The sequence below is a fragment of the Micromonospora narathiwatensis genome, from assembly GCF_900089605.1.
GTDB lineage: Bacteria > Actinomycetota > Actinomycetes > Mycobacteriales > Micromonosporaceae > Micromonospora > Micromonospora narathiwatensis.
The window spans coordinates 607993-623265 of record NZ_LT594324.1; the positions used below are offsets into that span (position 1 = coordinate 607993).

The window sequence follows — 15273 nt, forward strand, 5'->3', positions numbered from 1 at the left end:
GAGCATCGGTGTAGGTCGACTCCGAACGTGAACCGACGAGGTTCGCTGCCTGCTCGTGGACGCGGGCCGCCGCCAACCGACAGCGGGCGACAGTTTGAGACCCCATCGCCCGATGGGGATCGGCGTCGGGTGTTCGTCCGGGGCCTCGCATCGGGTGGTGCGCCGAGGAGGTGCCGCCTACGGCGTGGTGTGGGGTTTGGCGCGGATACTGGCGGGGTGGTGGAGAAGCGGGCGACGGAGTTGACTCGGTGGACTGTTCACGGCGAGCGGGTGGTGGACGACACCCGGCGGGCGCGGTTGAGCATCGCCGAGGTGGAGTTGCCGGACGGGGTGCGTTTCGAGCAGTACGTGATCCGGGCTCCCCGGTCGGCCATGGTCGCCGTACTCGATGATCGGGAGCGGCTGTTGTTGATGCGGCGGCATCGGTTCGTGTTCGACCGGTGGGTGTGGGAGTTGCCCGGTGGCTACGTCGATGGCGAGGAGCAGCCGGCGGTGTGTGCGGTGCGGGAGGTCGAGGAGGAGACGGGTTGGCGGCCCCAGGGGGTGGAGCCGTTGCTGTCCTTCCAACCGTGGGTCGGTACTGCCGATGCTGAGAATCTGCTGTTCCTGGCCCGGCAGGCTGAGCACGTCGGTACGCCCGTGGACGTGAACGAGGCGGAGCAGGTGGCGTGGGTTCCGCTCGACGAGGCGTACGGGCTGGTGTCCCGGGGTGAGATCGTCGGCGCTGGCACGGTGATTGCGGTGCTGGAGTTGGTGGCGCGGAGGGCTCGGGGGGAGCTGTGATGCTCAGCGTTGTGGGCCGAGGGTGGCGTCGATGCGGCCGGTGAAGTGCCGGACGGTGGGTAGTCGCCGGTGTGGGGTGAGTTGGGTTTGCAGGTCGCGGAGGTAGCGGACGGCTCTGGCGGAGCGTAGTTGGGTGGTCAGGGTCAGGGCTTCTGCGCCGATGGTGCAGGCCCGGTCGGGTTCTCCCTGTTGGGCGTGGACGCTGGCGAGCAGCGTGAGGTTGAAGGCTTTGCCGCGTACGTAGCGGTTGTCCATGCGTAGGGATCGGGCGGCGAAGCGTTCGGCGTGGGTGTTGCGGCCGAGGGCGTGGAAGCAGTGTCCGAACTTGGCCGACAGGTATGCCTCGTCGAAGTAGCTGAGCCATTGCGGGTCGGTGCTGCGGTCGGCCCGGTCGAGGGCTTGTTCTGCCTGGTGCAGGGCGGCGGCGCAGGCCCGTTCGTCGTTGGCTTTGGCCAGGGCGTGGGCTTCCATGACGTGGGCTTCGGCGGTCAGGACGGGGACCCCGGCGCGGCGGGCGGTCTGCCCGGCGGCGCGGGCCAGGTCGAGGCCGGTGGCGGTGTGGCCGAGGTAGGTGGCCTGGTGGCTCATCGCCGCGAGGATCTCCGCGCCGAGGCCGTCGTCTCCGGCGGCGTGGGCGAAGTCCAGGGCGAGGGTGAGGTACCGCTGGGCAATGCCGTGTTCGGCCGTGTCGTACGCCTGCCATCCGGCGAGTTGAGCCAGTTCGGCGGCGGCGCTGAGCAGCCGTTGACCGGTGGGGTGGTCGTACCGGCCGTCGGTGAGCAGCGGGGTCACCTCCTGGTGGAGGTAGCGGGCGACGGTGTCGCGGGCGTGCCCGCCGCCGTACTGGTTGTCCAGCCGGCGGTAGGTCGCGGTCATCGCGCGGATGGTGTCAATCTCGGGTTGACCGACGGCGCTGCGTCCGGGTTGGGTGACCGGGGCCGGGTCGGGGGCGGTGAACCAGCGCAGCGCCGGCAGGGTGTAGCCGGCGGAGCTGAAGCCCACCTGCCGGAGTACGTCTCGACGGTTCACGTCACCTCGCCAAAGCTCTGCGGCACTGCGTACGTCGTCTTGCCAGGTCCGGTTGACCGGCAGCTCGCTGGGCCGACTGGGGGTGAGCCGGCCGGGGTCGGCCGGCGGCGCGGCCTGTCGGGGTGCAAGGCCCATCGCGGTTCGCGCGTGGTCGGGCATCCGGCATCCGTCGGCGATTCGCTCCAGGACGTCGATCGAGGTGACCTTGCGTCCGGCCATGATCCGGCTGACGTAGCCCTGTTCCAGCCCGACGGCGGCCCCGATTCGGCTCTGACTCGCTCCGGTGAGACGGGTGATCCAACGGAACAGCCCGCCGGTGTCGCGGGCGGCCAAGGCGGTCAGCACCTCGCCGTGCGACCACGCATCCTCCGGTATTCGAAGCGGATCGAGCGGATCGAGCAGCACGGCAGCTCCCGGCGTCGCGTTCCGACTACTCAAGGTGTTCAGGTCGACAGCCTAGGGCGACCATTCGCGCTGGTCGAGCCGTCCGATGTCACCGTGACATGACTGCTGGCCATGGAGCGGCCCGTCGACGGACGAAATGGTCGGCGCATGTCCTTCGATGTCGAGAACCCGCCCGTGGAGCCGCCCGACGAGTGCCAGCACCGCCTGCTGTGGCGACTGGCCCGCGCCCTCTGGGAGGCCCACCGGCCCGACAGCGCCGGCTTCTGCGTGGTCGCTGGCTGCTGGCACACGAACCAACGCGACCCCTGCCGGCTGGCCCAGCTCGCCCAGGACGGAATGCGAACCGCCTGCGGTGAAGCCACCCCCGCCTCGCCGCCCTGGATCGCCGTCACCCGCGAGCGCTTGGCGGCCGGGGACATCGACCCCGTGGACGCCGTCGCCGAAGCCCTCTGGCATCACCGCCACACCCCCAGGGCGGGGCGGTGACCGATGGGAGCCCTCTACACCTCGGCAGCCTTCTGGGAGTACGCCAAGGCGCAGGTGGCCTACGCGGACATCCTGCTGGCCAAGCACTCCGAGTTGGCCCTGAGCCTGTGTCGGTGCGGCCGACTCCACCCCTGTGACGACCGCCAGCACTGGCTACGGATGCGAGCCCACTTCGGGCGGTTCCTCGTCGAGCAGCGGTACAGCAGCGAAGTACAGCAACCCCACCCACCGAACCCGACTCGAAGCGACCCCAGCAGGCCGGACGACCTCGCATGACACCCGGTCCGACCGGCCTGCCGAGAGTTCACACCGAAGAGGTCACTGGTTCGATCCCAGAATCGCCCACCAAGATTATTCGGACATATCTGTCACCGAAAGGCCCAGCTCTTTGAGCTGGGCCTTTGTCTTGTGCCATCCGGCGATAGATCCGTTAGAAAAAAGTTGTCCGGATTGCCTGGCGCGAACCGTCTTCCTCGACCTTCCGAAGTTGGAAACGCGGGAGGCTGTTGCAGGCGGAATGGGACCTGGAGCGGACCGTCTCGTCCTGATTGGCCGCCTGGTGCAACAGCGGCTGTGCGGTCGTTAGGGTCGCGAGGTGGGTCAGGGCACTGGGCGTGGTGTGGAGCATCCCTTGACCGGGGGTTGTTTGACAGCGGGTGTGGTGCGGGTTGGAGACACGGTGCGCCGCCCGGCGTCGCCGGCGTCGCGTTTCGTGGCGCGTCTGTTGGCCCATCTCGCCGTGAAGGGTTTCGAGGGGTGCCCTCAGCATCTGGGGTGGGACGAAGACGGGCGTGATGTGTTGTCGTTCGTGCCCGGCGACGTTCCACCACGGTGGCAGCGTTTCACCGACGACCAGGTCGGCCGGGCGGCGATGCTGCTGCGACGGTTGCATGACGCCACACGAGATTTGTTGCCCGGCGTGCGGGGGGAGGTGGTTTGCCATCACGACCCGGGTCCGAACAACACGGTCTTCCGCGGTGGTCAGCCGGTCGCGTTCATCGACTTTGACTTCGCGGCGCCTGGGCACCTGTTGGAGGACGTGGGGTACATGGCGTGGGCGTGGTGCATTTCGTCGCGGCCCGACCGGGGGCCCGCGGCAGAACAGGCCCGCCAGGTGCGGATCCTGGCGGACGCCTACGGCTTGAGCCCGACCGACCGCGACCGGCTACCAGCCGCCATCCGTGAGCGTCTGCACCGCAACGAAGCGTTCTGGCGCGTCATGCTCGACGACGGCTCATCCCCGATCCCGCGCGCACGCTGTTCGGATGTGCTCGCCTGGACCCAACGCGAACTCGCCCACACCGAGGCCAACGAAGAGACGTTCATCGCCGCACTGCATTCGTGAAACCGGGCGCCGTTTCGATCGATGGACAGGACGCTGCGCGACGCGTGGTCCTGCGGCGGATGTGGACGCCTTAGGGTCGCAGCCGAGGTTGATGAGACTGCTCGGTTGTGCGCTCGGCTGAGGTCATCGAACAGCTCGACGCCGCTGCCGGGGAGTTTCTGTTTCCGGACCTCGGCCACGGCCACTACTACGCCGTCGATGCTCGGCTGCATGGGTACCGATGCCAGGCGGTGGGCCCTCATCGTCGAGACCGTTGGCTACTCGCCACGGGCCGGCAACGTCGTCGACGTGCTTCACGTATTCGGCGTCTGCCTGACCAGCGGCGAACCTGGCTACGAAAACGGTGACTTTCACGAACGAGTAGACAACTGGGACCAGATAGAGGACCCCGACGAGCCGGAGACCTACCGGGGCGGGCCGGTCGTGGTTCGCGGCCAGCCGATCGCTGTTGCTGCCGAGCCGGGCGAGGATCTGGTCGACGTACTGCGTCAGCTCGTCCCGCGTCATCGTGAGTTGCTCCTCGCCGATGAGGGAGAGCTACGGCGCCGGATCCCAGCCGACCTACCGGAGGTTCTGCGGCTGGACCAGTGGAACCACCCCGACGTGGCCAGCGGGCTACGCCCCAGCGAGTCTGAGACCTTCCAACAGATCGCCGATGTCCTGGCGACCGGCGACGTCAGCCGGTACGCGCCCAGCTTGCCGCCCAACACGCACTGGTCCAACTGGCCAGAATCGGGGAGCCTGTAGCTTTGCTTCACCTCCTACCGGAGAGTGAGGACCGCGCACCGGCGGCGCGAATCTGCGCCCCCGGCGCGGCCTGAGCGCCTCCCGGGCGTCCGAGGCGGCGACACGGGCGCGGGGTTCCTGTCCGACCGCAGGCTGGAAGCACGGCCCATCCATGCGAATCTTCGGCCGTGCCAGTCAGGACGCACGTTCTCGGCAGATCGGTCGGCGATACCGCGCTACTCGCGGATCCGTTTCCAGATGGTGTTCGCAGCCGACGCGATGAGCGCAACGACGACGACGGAACACGAACACGCCCTTGCCGTCGTCCTGCCCCGGTTCGGCGACGTCCTCGACACCAGCAACTTCGAGCTCACCTCTGACTCACCCCAGCTGAGCCCGCCGTGTTCCATTCCCGAGCACATGGTCTCGCCTCGCCGACGGTGTGACCTGAGGAGAGCCTGGCCAGATGCGTTCCATCACTGTCTTGTCCGCCAGCTTCGGTGAGCCGTGCGCTGGCCAGCACCACGCTGTTCGCGATCTGGACGTCGCGGCCGGCACCGGCGCTCGTGGTGGATGCGTTCTCCTGGATCGACCAGCAACCGGAGGTTGGCCGTAGATGGACTTGTCGCCGCTGATCCTGGCCGCGACGATGCCGTCCTTGCCCGCGCTGTCGGTCACGGCGACCGCGGTGCTGGTGGTGGTCGACGCGGACACCGCGCGGCGCTGCTGGCCCACGCGCGTTCAGGTCCAGCAGCTGGAATCGCCAGTCGGGAAGCGGCGCCAGGTCAAGTGCTCCGCGGGTGATCACGCTGCGGTGGCCGCGGCCGGGCAGCGTGTACGCAGGCGGGCGGGTAGTCGACGACGGGACGTGACCGAGCCGGCATCCTTCGTGCGGCTGTCCACTTCTGCGCCGTTCGGAAACCGAGACGCGCCAACGCTTTCTGCCCGTCAGCGAACCGGTATGTTCGAACACCTGGCATGCCTTGAGGTTGCCAGATGCGAGTCTGACACCAGGAGCGGATAATGGCCAGCGAGCGTCTGTGGGCGTGGGTTCGCGAGGGCGCGATCGCCCTGGTCGTTTTTGTGGTCTTCGACATCATCGGTGTCGTGCTGACTGTGATTGCGGACTTTGCCGGGCTGCTGCACCGCACTCTGGAGACCAGCGCACCGTTGGGGTATGCGATCTGGTTCGTCGTGGCGGTGTTCACGTCGGTGATGCTGTACGTGCGTGATCCGGCCCGCAGCCGTGCCGAGGGCGGACGCGCGCTGGTCGCCGCCTCGGTGGTCGCGACGCTCATCGGGCTTGCCTCTTCCCTGATATGGGGACGGACCGGCGAGCCGGTTGCGCCCGACCATCCCGGTATCACGATCACCTGGCTCGCCACCTCGGTCTTCGCCGCCGTCGTGTGGCACGTGGTCATGCTTAGCGAGTCGCGCCCGCGCATGGAGAACGCCACCGGCACGCCGACCACGGCACCCGCGCTCGTGACAGCTGCGCCTGCCTCGACCACGAAGCCCGTTCGGCGCCCGCGGTCTGGCGAGCAGGACACGGAGTTCAGGCGGGCGGGAGTCTTCGCCGCTATCGGCTGGATCGTCGGGATGACCATGTTGGTCTTCCTCGACGCCTGCTTCTTCGTCCTGGCCCCGTTCGGCGGAGCGTTGCGCCCGCTGACCGATCCCATTCTGACCGCCGCCGTCGTACTCGGACCGTTGTGGGGCGTAGCGGCGGCCCTGTGGCCGATCCCGCGCGGTGCGATCCTTCCTCTACACGCACCCGCGCTCATCGGTTCGCTATTCTGGCTGTTCGCGATCATCGGCGGCGGCGTTGTCTCCGGCATGTTCGGCATCACTGACGAAATCGACGCCGGTCTGAAGGCCGCCGCGACTGTCGCGTTCGCGTGTGGTGCTCTTCTCGGTCTGGTCGCCACGTTCGGCTGGTACCTCGAATTACGAGAGGGCCGCTCGAAGGCGCGCGCAGACGGCGCGGTGACCGCATAGCCGGACCGCGCTCAGACGAGACGTACTTGAAGGTCAATGGGGTATGGCGGTACGTGTACCGGGCCACGGCCGTTTCATGATCATGTTGTGAGGCCGAGGATGGTGAACGGCCTGGTCGCTTTCGCTGCCCAGTTGCCGCGCGCTGACTACCAGGTGATGCTCCTCGACACGCTGCCGACGCTGGTCGCGCCGGGCTCAACGGACGACTACTTCGCTTTCGACGGGCCGGCCGGCTGGCGCAACGGGGAGTTCGAGTACTCCGTTGACCCTGCCAACGCGAGCTACTACCGACTCGATCGCCTTGCTGCTGGCGACCATGACGAACTGTTCGAGTTCGCCGTCCCGATGGGCGACCCGACCGAGTTGGACGCCGATGTCGTAGCGAGGCACTCCCAGGCGCCTGGCCGACCGACGGCCGTCGCCTTCGGGCTGCTCGACATCGAAGGCCCCTGGTTCAGGCGGGAACGGCACTGGGGCCTGTTCCACTTCCTGCTCGACGGACACCACAAGATGGCAGCTGCCGCGGCCAACAACGCGCCATTGAGGCTGCTTACCTTCGTTTCGGCCGGTGAGTCGCTGGCTTGTGACGAGGAACTGCTGCGCCCGGAGATCATCATGGCGGACGGCCGAGGCAAGCCGGACCGATGACAGCCGCAGAGCTTCCGGATCGGGTCGCCCGGTGTTGATCTCCCAATACGTCTACTTCGCGCTGAAATCAACAAGCATGCCCGCATCGGCGATCACCGCCCGCCTGGGGATCGACCCGGACGAAGCCGTGGTCCGAGGCAGCCGCCGCCCGGCTGATCCCGTGATCCGGCGGCGCACTGCTGGAAGGTGGTCTGCCGAACGCCTGGAATGACCGTTGATGAGCAGATGGCACACATCGTTGATCGCTTGTTCGTGCACGCGCCGCAGATCGGCATTCTCGCGGCAGAACTCGACCAGACAGACGGCGGTCCCGGATCGGCCGTCCTTCAAGTCGTGCGGATTTTCGAGGATCCTGCGGGCGAACCGGAAGACCTGTCCGGGCCGGATGACGGGCTGGAGAAGCTGCCCGGACAGCATCAGCTGCTGGGCTGGCACCTTGACCGGCGGACGCTCGAGTTCCTGCAGCTCGCGGGCGCCGAGCTGGACATCGACGAGTACGCCTACGACTGACTGTGCCGAAGCACCCGGAGCGCGGAGTACAACGTGTCCCAGACATGCTGGCTGCGGCAGCCCCTCGGCACTGGCGCGGGCTGACCGGACTGTGACGCCTGGTCGGCGGGAGATGCGGCTACCGGCTCTTGCCCGACTCTGGCCGTACGCCCTGAGGGGCCGTCGGGCCGGGATCGGCTGAGCGGCAGGTCAGGACAGCGGCAGGTCGACCCGTCGGCCCATCCCGAGTTCTGGTGCTCTCTCGTCGGTGACCATGGCGAAGGCGCCGGCCGGCACGCTGTCGAGTGTCGCTACCCGGGAAGCGGCGGCCAGCAGGCTGGCCTCGTTCGCCCCGGTGATGAAGAAGATGTAGACGTCGCCGTACTCTTCGCCTTCGTCGTACACCTCGACCGCACCTTCGTCCTCCAGCTCGATCAGGAAGTCCTCGACCTGGTCGATCCAGGCAACCGGATAGACGTCGGGCGCGGTGTCCGGAGTCGGTGCGAGCGGGACGTGGATCTCGACGATGTCTGCCATGACGACATGATCCATCAGGCGGGAACCATGGCAGCCGCCGTGCCCGACGCTTCGGTTGTGGCCAGGATGTACTCTGCGCGGCAGATCAGTACGCCGGCGTGGACCTGATGGTTTACTTCCCCGTGCTGACCACGATTGTCTGCAGGTTGGCAGCGAGCTTCTCAAGCGATGCGGACTGCTGCAGCACGTGAAGCGCGTCGGAGGGTGGCGAGGTTTTCATAGATGACTGCGGTGTTGGGTCGGGTCGCGGTGTGCGCGGCGATTCCGACTGACAGCGCGTCGGCCTGGTCGGTTTTGCGGCCGTGCCCCGTCGAGAGCATCCGCACGCGGCGGGCTAGCTTCGCAGGCACGTCGACCACGTCGATGTGGTCGGCGGTCAGTCTGGCGGTCAGCGCGGCGCCAAGGCCGGTAGCGCCTTCAACCGCCCAGGTCGCGTGCGGCCAACGGCCGGCGAAGCGACGCAGTTGCCGGTAGCCGTCGCGGTTGACCTCGACGCGGATCGCGGCCAGGGGCTGGAGTCGGTTGTCCACCGCGACGGCGGTCCAGGAAGCCTTGTGGGGATCGATCGCAATGACGACCGGAGCAGATGCTGAGGGCGGGGCCGGGGGCACGGGCTTCTCCTTGCGGAACCGGATAGGGGGTTCCGGCGAGGAGGGCAGACCAACTTCGGGCTAAACAGACCTCTCTCGAGCCACTCTCGCCGGCGGTTGTGGCCGGGGCGCAGGCCGTTCGAGGGCCAGCCCGTGGGCGGCAGGTGTTTCCCGAGCGGCCCCGACCACAACCTCGGAGATCATGGCTGCAGACCCTGATCTCCGCCACCAATTCAACAAGTTGGAGTCCTCTCTGCTGCCAACGCCTTGACACAGAGAGGTGCCGTTAGCGATACAGACCCCGCCAGTACGGCAGCCCGGTGCGGGTCCGGCAGGTCGTCACGGCGCTCACGTCGGGACAGATCAGCAATGACGTCTACCATGCCGACGACGTGCAGCGGGTCCAGGACGAGATCGCCGCCGGCACGGCGAAGCTCGACCCCGCCTGGCGGCGGGACACCGCGGAAGGGCGAGCGGCGATTCGGGCGTTCAAGCGTCGACGGGAACGCCGGCGGGTCATCACCGCCGTGGTCGTCGCCGGGCTGGGATTGGCCGCGCTGGTGCTCTTCGCCGTACTCCTGTCGAAGTCCTGACTATCGAGGACACGGCGTCGGCTCAGCTGTAGGGGCGCAGCTTGGGCCAGAGCGTCGCCCAGGATTCGATGGGGTCGCGGCAGACCCGTACGTCGTTGTCCTGCTCCTCGTTGGGGATGTCGACGCCGTTGTCGACGTCGACAGCTTTGACGCACGAGCCGAAGAGGTCATCGAGCCCGTCGGCGTAGCCCACGGCCACGACCACGGTTGCGGTCTCCGGCGGTTGGCCGCGGAACCAGAGTTCGTTGTGTCCGCTGTACACGTCTGGGAGGTCGGTGGGCCCGTATCGGTCGAGGGCGCCGGCCTCGCCGTAGTTGGCGGTGAGGACGATCGCCCGCGCCCGTTCGTCCGGGGGTAGATCGGCGGCCGCCTGGGAGATCTGGGCGACGTAGGCCGGCCAGTGGCGAGCAGGACGGCGAGCGGCGCCACGACCCGCCAGGCGATCGCCGGTCGGGCGGCGGCCTGCGTGACGGCGGGTTCGGCGGTTTGAATCGCCGGCACCTGTCGACCGTAACGGCTTGAGGCCAGGTACACAGTTCGGCAAGATCGCTCGGGCACGCCGTGCGGCGATCAGGGTCGCTACCGAAACCGGGGCGCGACTCGGTCCGGCCACCGAGACGCTGCGTGCCGAGGCGCGCCTGTGGCTACGCCACAGCGACCAGATGAAGGTCATCGCCCGTAAGGCCGACCGGCTGCGGATGACCGCGTTGGAGGCATGTTTGGCCCTGCGGCCGTGCCATCATCGGTGGCGCGCGGTGCGACGCCGAACCGGCGAGACGGCTACTACAGGCCCGTGAGCTGCTGGGACGCGGTTCGGATTCTGCCAAGTATGGTCCACGCAGGTCAAAGGCCACTTCCCGGGTTCGGGAGGTGGCCTTTCTGCTGTCGTACAGCAGCTTTGTACAGCAGCCCGGTCATTGTGCGAGGGATTCGCCGAGGCGTTTGAGGGCGTCTCTGGTCGCCTTCGTCGATACCTGGGTGTAGATCTCCATCGTCACCGAGAAGCGGGCGTGCAGGAGGACCTGCATGGCGACTCTCGGGTGGACGTCGAGGTCGGCCAGCAACGTGGCGCAGGTACGCCGCGCGTCGTGAACGGTGATCGGACGTCGCACGATGGAGGGCACGCTTCAGACAAGCTCAGGGCTGGAGCAGGTGGCGAAGCTCAGCCACTGGGCGTCCTGGACGGTCGGCCCTGTGCAGGTTTGGCGCTCCACGTGCCCGGAGCCGAACCGGTCAGCCCGGGCGTCGGTGGTCACCTCTACCTGCCCGTCAACTGTAACCGCATAGTTAGTGGTGATGGGGTCGCCTTCGGTGGTGGGACGTGTGATGGCCAGTCGGGCCGGTTGCCGGGCACCGGCGGCCTCGATGACGCATTGCACCGCGGAGGCTGGCACCTTCTGGCCTTGGCTGAGGATGAGTGTTCCGCAGTCTTGCGTGCTCGGCTCGGCCGGTGGTACGGACGGCGGGGTTGGCTGGGCCGTACAGCCGGCCAGAAGCAGCGTGGCGGCCAGCGCCATGATTCCTTCGTTCCTCATGTGGGTTGGACGTCGGTCTGGCCCGGCGTGGTTCCGCACACCGCCCGGGGTGGCCGGCGGGTGGTGGCGGCGTTTCCGCGATGAGGGCCCCAAGGCGGGATGGACCGCACCCGATCCGTGCCCGATGCAGCGGTCAATATCGGCCAACGGCGGCCGTCATACAGCTTGGCCGTCTCGCTCTCTGCACTCAGTGCCAGCTAGCACCACTCAAGTGGATCAATACGATTCCCAAGCTGAGCGTGCACACCTCAAGGATCGCCACGTGACCAGCGAGGAAGTTCGGCCGTGCCGCGAGGTCGCCGCAGGTCACGGGAGAGGCCGTCTAAGTTCCGCTTCAACCTATGAGTACAGCAGGCGAAGCCGCTGGCGCTTGGCTCCGTGGCCTGTCGCCCGGCGGCGGTCTGTGAAGCACCGTCAATAGAGGGGTACCGTCGGTGGCGGCATGGTTGCCGGTAGTCGTGCTTGGTGGCCCGCCGCATCTGACCGCTGTCCGAGGGGATCGCTGTGCCTCGCCGAGCCATACCTGCTGATCCATCGGTGGGCGATCGCATCAGGGCCCGTCGCGAGTTGCGTGGCTGGAGCATCCGGTATGCCGCGAGTCGCGCGGGTATCTCACATACGACGTGGTCGCGTATCGAGCGTGGTGTTCAGCGCACGGATCGGTACATGGTGGTCGACCTGGCCGCCGCCCTGGAATGCTCGGTCTTCGATCTCACGGGGCAGCCGTACACGCCTGCTGATCGGCAGCTCGATGGCGCGCGTATCGACGCCGAACGGGTGTGGCGGGCGATGATGGCGTATCCGTTCGACGGGCCGCCGGTCGTCGGGGCTGCCAGTGTGGAGCAGGCGGCTCGGGAATCCGTGTTGGTGCGGGATCTGTACGGCCGGTGTGACTACGCGGGTGCCCTGCGTCGGCTGGTAGACCTCCTGCCGGTCCTGCACGGCGTGACCGATCAGCGGGCGGCGTACCGGTTGATGGTGCCGGTGTACGGGGTGGCGATGGGTTCGTTGCTGAACGTGGGCTATTCGGCCCACGCCTGGTTGGCCGCCGAGCGGTGTGCCCAGGCGGCGCACCTGCTCGACGATCCGGTTGCGGTGGGGGTGGCGGCGGCGAACCGGGCCCGGGTGTCGGCATACACCGGCGCGTACGGTCCCGCCCTGGCCTATTGCGATCGGGCCGGGGCGGACCTGGAGGGCAGCGGTGCCGACACGGCGTTGGATGTGCTCGGCTTCCTGCACCTGGCCCGTGCGCATCACCTCGCTGGCATGAAGGACCAGACTGCGGCCGAGGATCATCTCGGCGAGGCGGCGCGGATCGCCGCGCACACCGGGGAGACGACGAACTGGGACCTGGCGTGGGGGCCGAGCAACGTGGCGTTGTGGCGGATGGCCTACCAGCTCGACACCGGGTGCCCGCAGGAGGCGTTGCTGACCGCTGCCGGGGTGGCCGTCGCGGAGCTGCCGGCGGTGCGGCAGGTGTACTTCTGGCTGGACATGGCCCGCGCGATGGTCGCGGCTGAACGGGAGCGAGACGCGGTGCGGATGCTGCTGGCGGCCGAACGGGTTGGCCCGCAGCACACCCGGTCGTCGACAGCGGCGCGAGAGATCGCGCGTGGGCTGCTGCGCCGAGGGCTCGTCTCCGCGGAGCTGCGGGGCCTGTGCGAGCGCATGGGGGTCTCCAGCCAGTAGTGGTGCGTAGGTGTGCCATCACGCACCGTGCCGTCCATAGCGTTCCGATCAGGACACGACGGCAGGAAGCACGCGCTGTGCCAGCCGTGTCCGCCGGGTGGCGGCGGTGTCAACCCGAGCGCGACGCCTGACATCTGCGCTGCCGTCGCCACCCTCCCACCACGACGAGGGAGGCGGAACCTGTGGCGATCTGGTCCGAGCTGCGCGACATCATGCGGTGGCTGCTGCGGCGGCCGGACTCGCCTCCGCCACCGGGCACAGGCCAGTGCCACCAGGCCGCCGAGCAGGCGGCGGCGAAGCGGCGGCTGCTCGACCAGGCGAAGCAGTTAGGGGACACGCAAAGGCGCCGCAAGCCGACCCAGGCAGGGCCCTACGTGCCGACGGCGCTGGATCAGCGCACCGGTGACGGAACGAGGGGCCACCGGTGAGCCCGGCGGGGGCTGGCTCTCCTGCCATGTCGACTCCAGGCCGGCGGCGCGTCTCGTACGACGAGTATCTGCTCGTAACCGCCCTGACCCTCGCCCGACGGCACCGGCCGGTCTGGTCATGGCGGAACTGGCGGCGTATCTGCCGATGCGGCGGCGACTTGCCCTGCCATACCCGGCACCGGATTCCGATCAACCGGGGTCACTGGCCGCACGGGGACACCGAATGAACGACGAGCAGGAGCAGGTGATTCTTGCGGTCCACGTCCGAGGGCTTGACGGCATGTGCGCCGGCTGCCGCGCGTGGTGGTCGCGGCTGACTCCGTACCCGTGCTGGCAGGTGGATTGGGCGACCAGCCGGCAGGCCCGGACGATCACCGCCTGGTTCCTGGGCGGTGTCCGATGACCACCCACGGCCCGGTCATGCCGATCTGGAGCTGCGGAGGCTGCGGTCTGCCCTGGCCCTGCGCGACCCGGAAGCGGGAGCTACGGGCCGAGTACGCGGACGCTCCGGTGTCGTTGGCCCTCTACCTCGGCGGCTATCTCGTCCAAGCCACCGAGGACATGCCCTGCACGCCGGCCGGCGTGCTGCACCGCCGCTTCCTCGGATGGTCCAGGGAGGTCGACCAGTCCACGCCAGCAGTACAGCAGCGAAGTACAGCAACCGTGCCGGCCGAACCGGGCCGGGAAGCGCCTCAGCAGGCCGTTTGACCTCGCATCGAGCCCGATCCGACCGGCTTGCCGAGAGTTCACACCGAAGAGGTCACTGGTTCGATCCCAGAATCGCCCACCATCGAAATAGCGAACAAGAGGCACCCTCGCGAGAGGGTGCCTCTTGCTGATTGCATCGCTAGTTGTCGTTGGAAGTCAGCGGATCGTCAGCGGACGTGTCGCGGATGCGTTTATCTCTTCCGCCGTATCGGTGCGTGTAGAGGTTCAGCGTTGAGATCCGCCACGACGAGATGCGGCAGCAGTGGCGCGAGTGCTGCGCCGAGTTGACGAGCTCAGCCCGCCCAGTGCCGAAGGTGGAGGGCGTGGGCCGAGTGTCGAGCACCAGTTCGCCAACGCCGTCGGGCCGGTGCGACTGGCCAGTGCCGGGCGCGGCTGGCGGGACGCCCCCATGATCAGCTTCCAAAGTAGAGAGCTAGCATGAAGCCGCATCCCTAAGACAAAGGAGGGCAAATGCGTAAGTTTGCGCAAAGGCTAGCGGTCCTGGTCACGTCGGCTGCGGTGGTAGTCGGGATCTCCGCTGCGCCGGCCCAGGCAGCAGCCAATCCCTACACCGGGCCCAGCGCCTGCGCCAACGACTTCGGCGGCTCCTGGACTGTCGTGAGCGACGGGCACCGGGCGATCAAGCACGGCGCCGAGACGATCGGCGACGTCTACCTGATGTACAACAGCGCGACCGGCTACAACTGCGTCGCCACGATCAAGCGGATCTGGGTCGGCCAGAATACGCGGGTGGGCGCGAATCTCTTTATCTACGCCGTGGAGGGTTTCTTCAATGACTACGGCGACTACAAGTACTACGCCGCGGTGAGGTACAAAGCGGCCGGCCGCTGCGTAAGGTACGAGGGTTACATGGTGGACGCCTCGAACTACTATTTCGGCGGCCGGGACAGGTACGACAACTGCGGCAGCTGACGCCGCAGCCTGACCCTGCTGGGGCCGGTCCTCGGACCGGCCCCAGCAGGGTTTTGCTTGAGTGGGCAGCCAGGCACTCGAACTCTTGCGAGCCAACGTCACGCCCGCTGTTGTTCCACCAACGCGTCACCAGCTCTTTCCCTACGCAGCGATCGTGCAAGCGTTCCAACTCGGTAGTGGCGGGGTGGCGTGGAGGAGGTGGGTTCGAAACACTCGCGACCTGCTGCATCCCGTAGCGAGACAGGAAGTGAGACAGGGTCCCCATCACCAGACCGGTCGGGGGCGCTGCCTGCGCCGGCGAAGGGCCACTGCGATCCTCGGCGGAACGCCGCAGACCCCTGACCCGTCGGT

At 67.9% G+C, this 15273-nt stretch carries 16 protein-coding genes and 3 pseudogenes; 13 read left to right on the plus strand and 6 right to left on the minus strand.

Annotated features, from left to right (window positions below):
• The first annotated feature begins 216 nt into the window (after positions 1 to 216).
• Positions 217 to 783, plus strand: a complete 567-nt coding sequence (locus GA0070621_RS02705) for an NUDIX hydrolase (protein WP_091201910.1) — start codon at positions 217 to 219, stop codon at positions 781 to 783.
• Positions 784 to 786: 3 nt separating this feature from the next.
• Here GA0070621_RS02705 and GA0070621_RS02710 read toward each other — a convergent pair whose 3' ends face one another.
• Positions 787 to 2214: a helix-turn-helix domain-containing protein gene (locus GA0070621_RS02710; protein ID WP_091201912.1), complete on the minus strand. Its 1428-nt coding sequence runs from the start codon at positions 2212 to 2214 to the stop codon at positions 787 to 789.
• 150 nt (positions 2215 to 2364) lie between these two features.
• Between GA0070621_RS02710 and GA0070621_RS02715 the strand changes: the two genes are divergently transcribed.
• The 6 genes and pseudogenes from GA0070621_RS02715 to GA0070621_RS30270 all read left to right on the plus strand — a co-directional run bounded on the left by GA0070621_RS02715 (position 2365) and on the right by GA0070621_RS30270 (position 7930).
• The gene (locus tag GA0070621_RS02715) at positions 2365 to 2703 is read left to right on the plus strand and encodes a hypothetical protein (protein WP_091191311.1); all 339 of its coding nucleotides are present in this window, start codon (positions 2365 to 2367) and stop codon (positions 2701 to 2703) included.
• Between the two features lie 679 nt (positions 2704 to 3382).
• Positions 3383 to 4048, plus strand: coding sequence for a phosphotransferase (locus GA0070621_RS02725; RefSeq protein ID WP_167666527.1), 666 nt, complete (start codon positions 3383 to 3385; stop codon positions 4046 to 4048).
• A 107-nt stretch (positions 4049 to 4155) separates the two neighbouring features.
• A pseudogene (locus tag GA0070621_RS02730) lies at positions 4156 to 4795 on the plus strand (DUF7003 family protein).
• Between the two features lie 1002 nt (positions 4796 to 5797).
• Complete coding sequence (locus GA0070621_RS02745) at positions 5798 to 6772, plus strand: hypothetical protein (RefSeq protein WP_091191318.1); 975 nt, start codon at positions 5798 to 5800, stop codon at positions 6770 to 6772.
• Between the two features lie 99 nt (positions 6773 to 6871).
• The gene (locus tag GA0070621_RS02750; protein ID WP_167666529.1) at positions 6872 to 7420 is read left to right on the plus strand and encodes a hypothetical protein; all 549 of its coding nucleotides are present in this window, start codon (positions 6872 to 6874) and stop codon (positions 7418 to 7420) included.
• Between the two features lie 76 nt (positions 7421 to 7496).
• Positions 7497 to 7930 (plus strand): annotated as a pseudogene (locus GA0070621_RS30270) (DUF4279 domain-containing protein).
• A 189-nt stretch (positions 7931 to 8119) separates the two neighbouring features.
• On the opposite strand, the gene GA0070621_RS02760 reads toward GA0070621_RS30270, so the two are convergent.
• Complete coding sequence (locus tag GA0070621_RS02760) at positions 8120 to 8446, minus strand: hypothetical protein (protein WP_091191321.1); 327 nt, start codon at positions 8444 to 8446, stop codon at positions 8120 to 8122.
• Positions 8447 to 8607: 161 nt separating this feature from the next.
• Positions 8608 to 9057: an IS110 family transposase gene (locus tag GA0070621_RS02765; protein ID WP_167666530.1), complete on the minus strand. Its 450-nt coding sequence runs from the start codon at positions 9055 to 9057 to the stop codon at positions 8608 to 8610.
• 299 nt (positions 9058 to 9356) lie between these two features.
• Here GA0070621_RS02765 and GA0070621_RS02770 point away from each other — a divergent pair, with 299 nt between their 5' ends.
• Positions 9357 to 9629 carry a hypothetical protein gene (locus GA0070621_RS02770; RefSeq protein ID WP_091191323.1) on the plus strand — a complete coding sequence of 91 codons (273 nt, stop codon included), beginning with the start codon at positions 9357 to 9359 and terminating at the stop codon, positions 9627 to 9629.
• Positions 9630 to 9651: 22 nt separating this feature from the next.
• On the opposite strand, the gene GA0070621_RS29335 is transcribed toward GA0070621_RS02770, so the two are convergent.
• From GA0070621_RS29335 to GA0070621_RS02785, 3 genes and pseudogenes are all read right to left on the minus strand, one after another.
• Positions 9652 to 10302, minus strand: coding sequence for a hypothetical protein (locus tag GA0070621_RS29335; protein WP_157739808.1), 651 nt, complete (start codon positions 10300 to 10302; stop codon positions 9652 to 9654).
• 241 nt (positions 10303 to 10543) lie between these two features.
• Positions 10544 to 10735 (minus strand): annotated as a pseudogene (locus GA0070621_RS02780) (site-specific integrase); the annotation flags it as partial.
• Positions 10736 to 10756: 21 nt separating this feature from the next.
• Positions 10757 to 11146 (minus strand): hypothetical protein, encoded by a 390-nt coding sequence (locus GA0070621_RS02785; protein ID WP_091191326.1) that lies wholly within the window; start codon positions 11144 to 11146, stop codon positions 10757 to 10759.
• 555 nt (positions 11147 to 11701) lie between these two features.
• Between GA0070621_RS02785 and GA0070621_RS02790 the strand changes: the two genes are divergently transcribed.
• The 5 genes from GA0070621_RS02790 to GA0070621_RS02810 all read left to right on the plus strand — a co-directional run bounded on the left by GA0070621_RS02790 (position 11702) and on the right by GA0070621_RS02810 (position 14922).
• A complete protein-coding gene (locus tag GA0070621_RS02790) occupies positions 11702 to 12853 on the plus strand; it encodes a helix-turn-helix domain-containing protein (protein WP_091191328.1) in 1152 nt (383 codons plus the stop codon).
• 182 nt (positions 12854 to 13035) lie between these two features.
• The gene (locus GA0070621_RS02795; protein WP_091191329.1) at positions 13036 to 13281 is read left to right on the plus strand and encodes a hypothetical protein; all 246 of its coding nucleotides are present in this window, start codon (positions 13036 to 13038) and stop codon (positions 13279 to 13281) included.
• The gene (locus GA0070621_RS31160) at positions 13256 to 13684 is read left to right on the plus strand and encodes a hypothetical protein (protein ID WP_407940331.1); all 429 of its coding nucleotides are present in this window, start codon (positions 13256 to 13258) and stop codon (positions 13682 to 13684) included. Before GA0070621_RS02795 ends, GA0070621_RS31160 begins: the two co-directional genes overlap by 26 nt.
• Positions 13681 to 13989: a hypothetical protein gene (locus tag GA0070621_RS02805; protein WP_091191331.1), complete on the plus strand. Its 309-nt coding sequence runs from the start codon at positions 13681 to 13683 to the stop codon at positions 13987 to 13989. The genes GA0070621_RS31160 and GA0070621_RS02805 overlap by 4 nt, the downstream gene beginning before the upstream one ends.
• A 471-nt stretch (positions 13990 to 14460) precedes the next feature.
• The gene (locus tag GA0070621_RS02810) at positions 14461 to 14922 is read left to right on the plus strand and encodes a hypothetical protein (protein ID WP_091191333.1); all 462 of its coding nucleotides are present in this window, start codon (positions 14461 to 14463) and stop codon (positions 14920 to 14922) included.
• Positions 14923 to 15273 lie beyond the last annotated feature (351 nt).

Coding starts and splice junctions, on each gene's coding strand:
- GA0070621_RS02715 (WP_091191311.1), top strand. CDS start 2,365: ATGTCCTTCGATGTCGAGAACCCGCCCGTGGAGCCGCCCGACGAGTGC.
- GA0070621_RS02745 (WP_091191318.1), top strand. CDS start 5,798: ATGGCCAGCGAGCGTCTGTGGGCGTGGGTTCGCGAGGGCGCGATCGCC.
- GA0070621_RS02750 (WP_167666529.1), top strand. CDS start 6,872: ATGGTGAACGGCCTGGTCGCTTTCGCTGCCCAGTTGCCGCGCGCTGAC.
- GA0070621_RS02760 (WP_091191321.1), bottom strand. CDS start 8,446: ATGGCAGACATCGTCGAGATCCACGTCCCGCTCGCACCGACTCCGGAC.
- GA0070621_RS29335 (WP_157739808.1), bottom strand. CDS start 10,302: ATGACCTTCATCTGGTCGCTGTGGCGTAGCCACAGGCGCGCCTCGGCA.
- GA0070621_RS02785 (WP_091191326.1), bottom strand. CDS start 11,146: ATGGCGCTGGCCGCCACGCTGCTTCTGGCCGGCTGTACGGCCCAGCCA.
- GA0070621_RS02805 (WP_091191331.1), top strand. CDS start 13,681: ATGACCACCCACGGCCCGGTCATGCCGATCTGGAGCTGCGGAGGCTGC.
- GA0070621_RS02810 (WP_091191333.1), top strand. CDS start 14,461: ATGCGTAAGTTTGCGCAAAGGCTAGCGGTCCTGGTCACGTCGGCTGCG.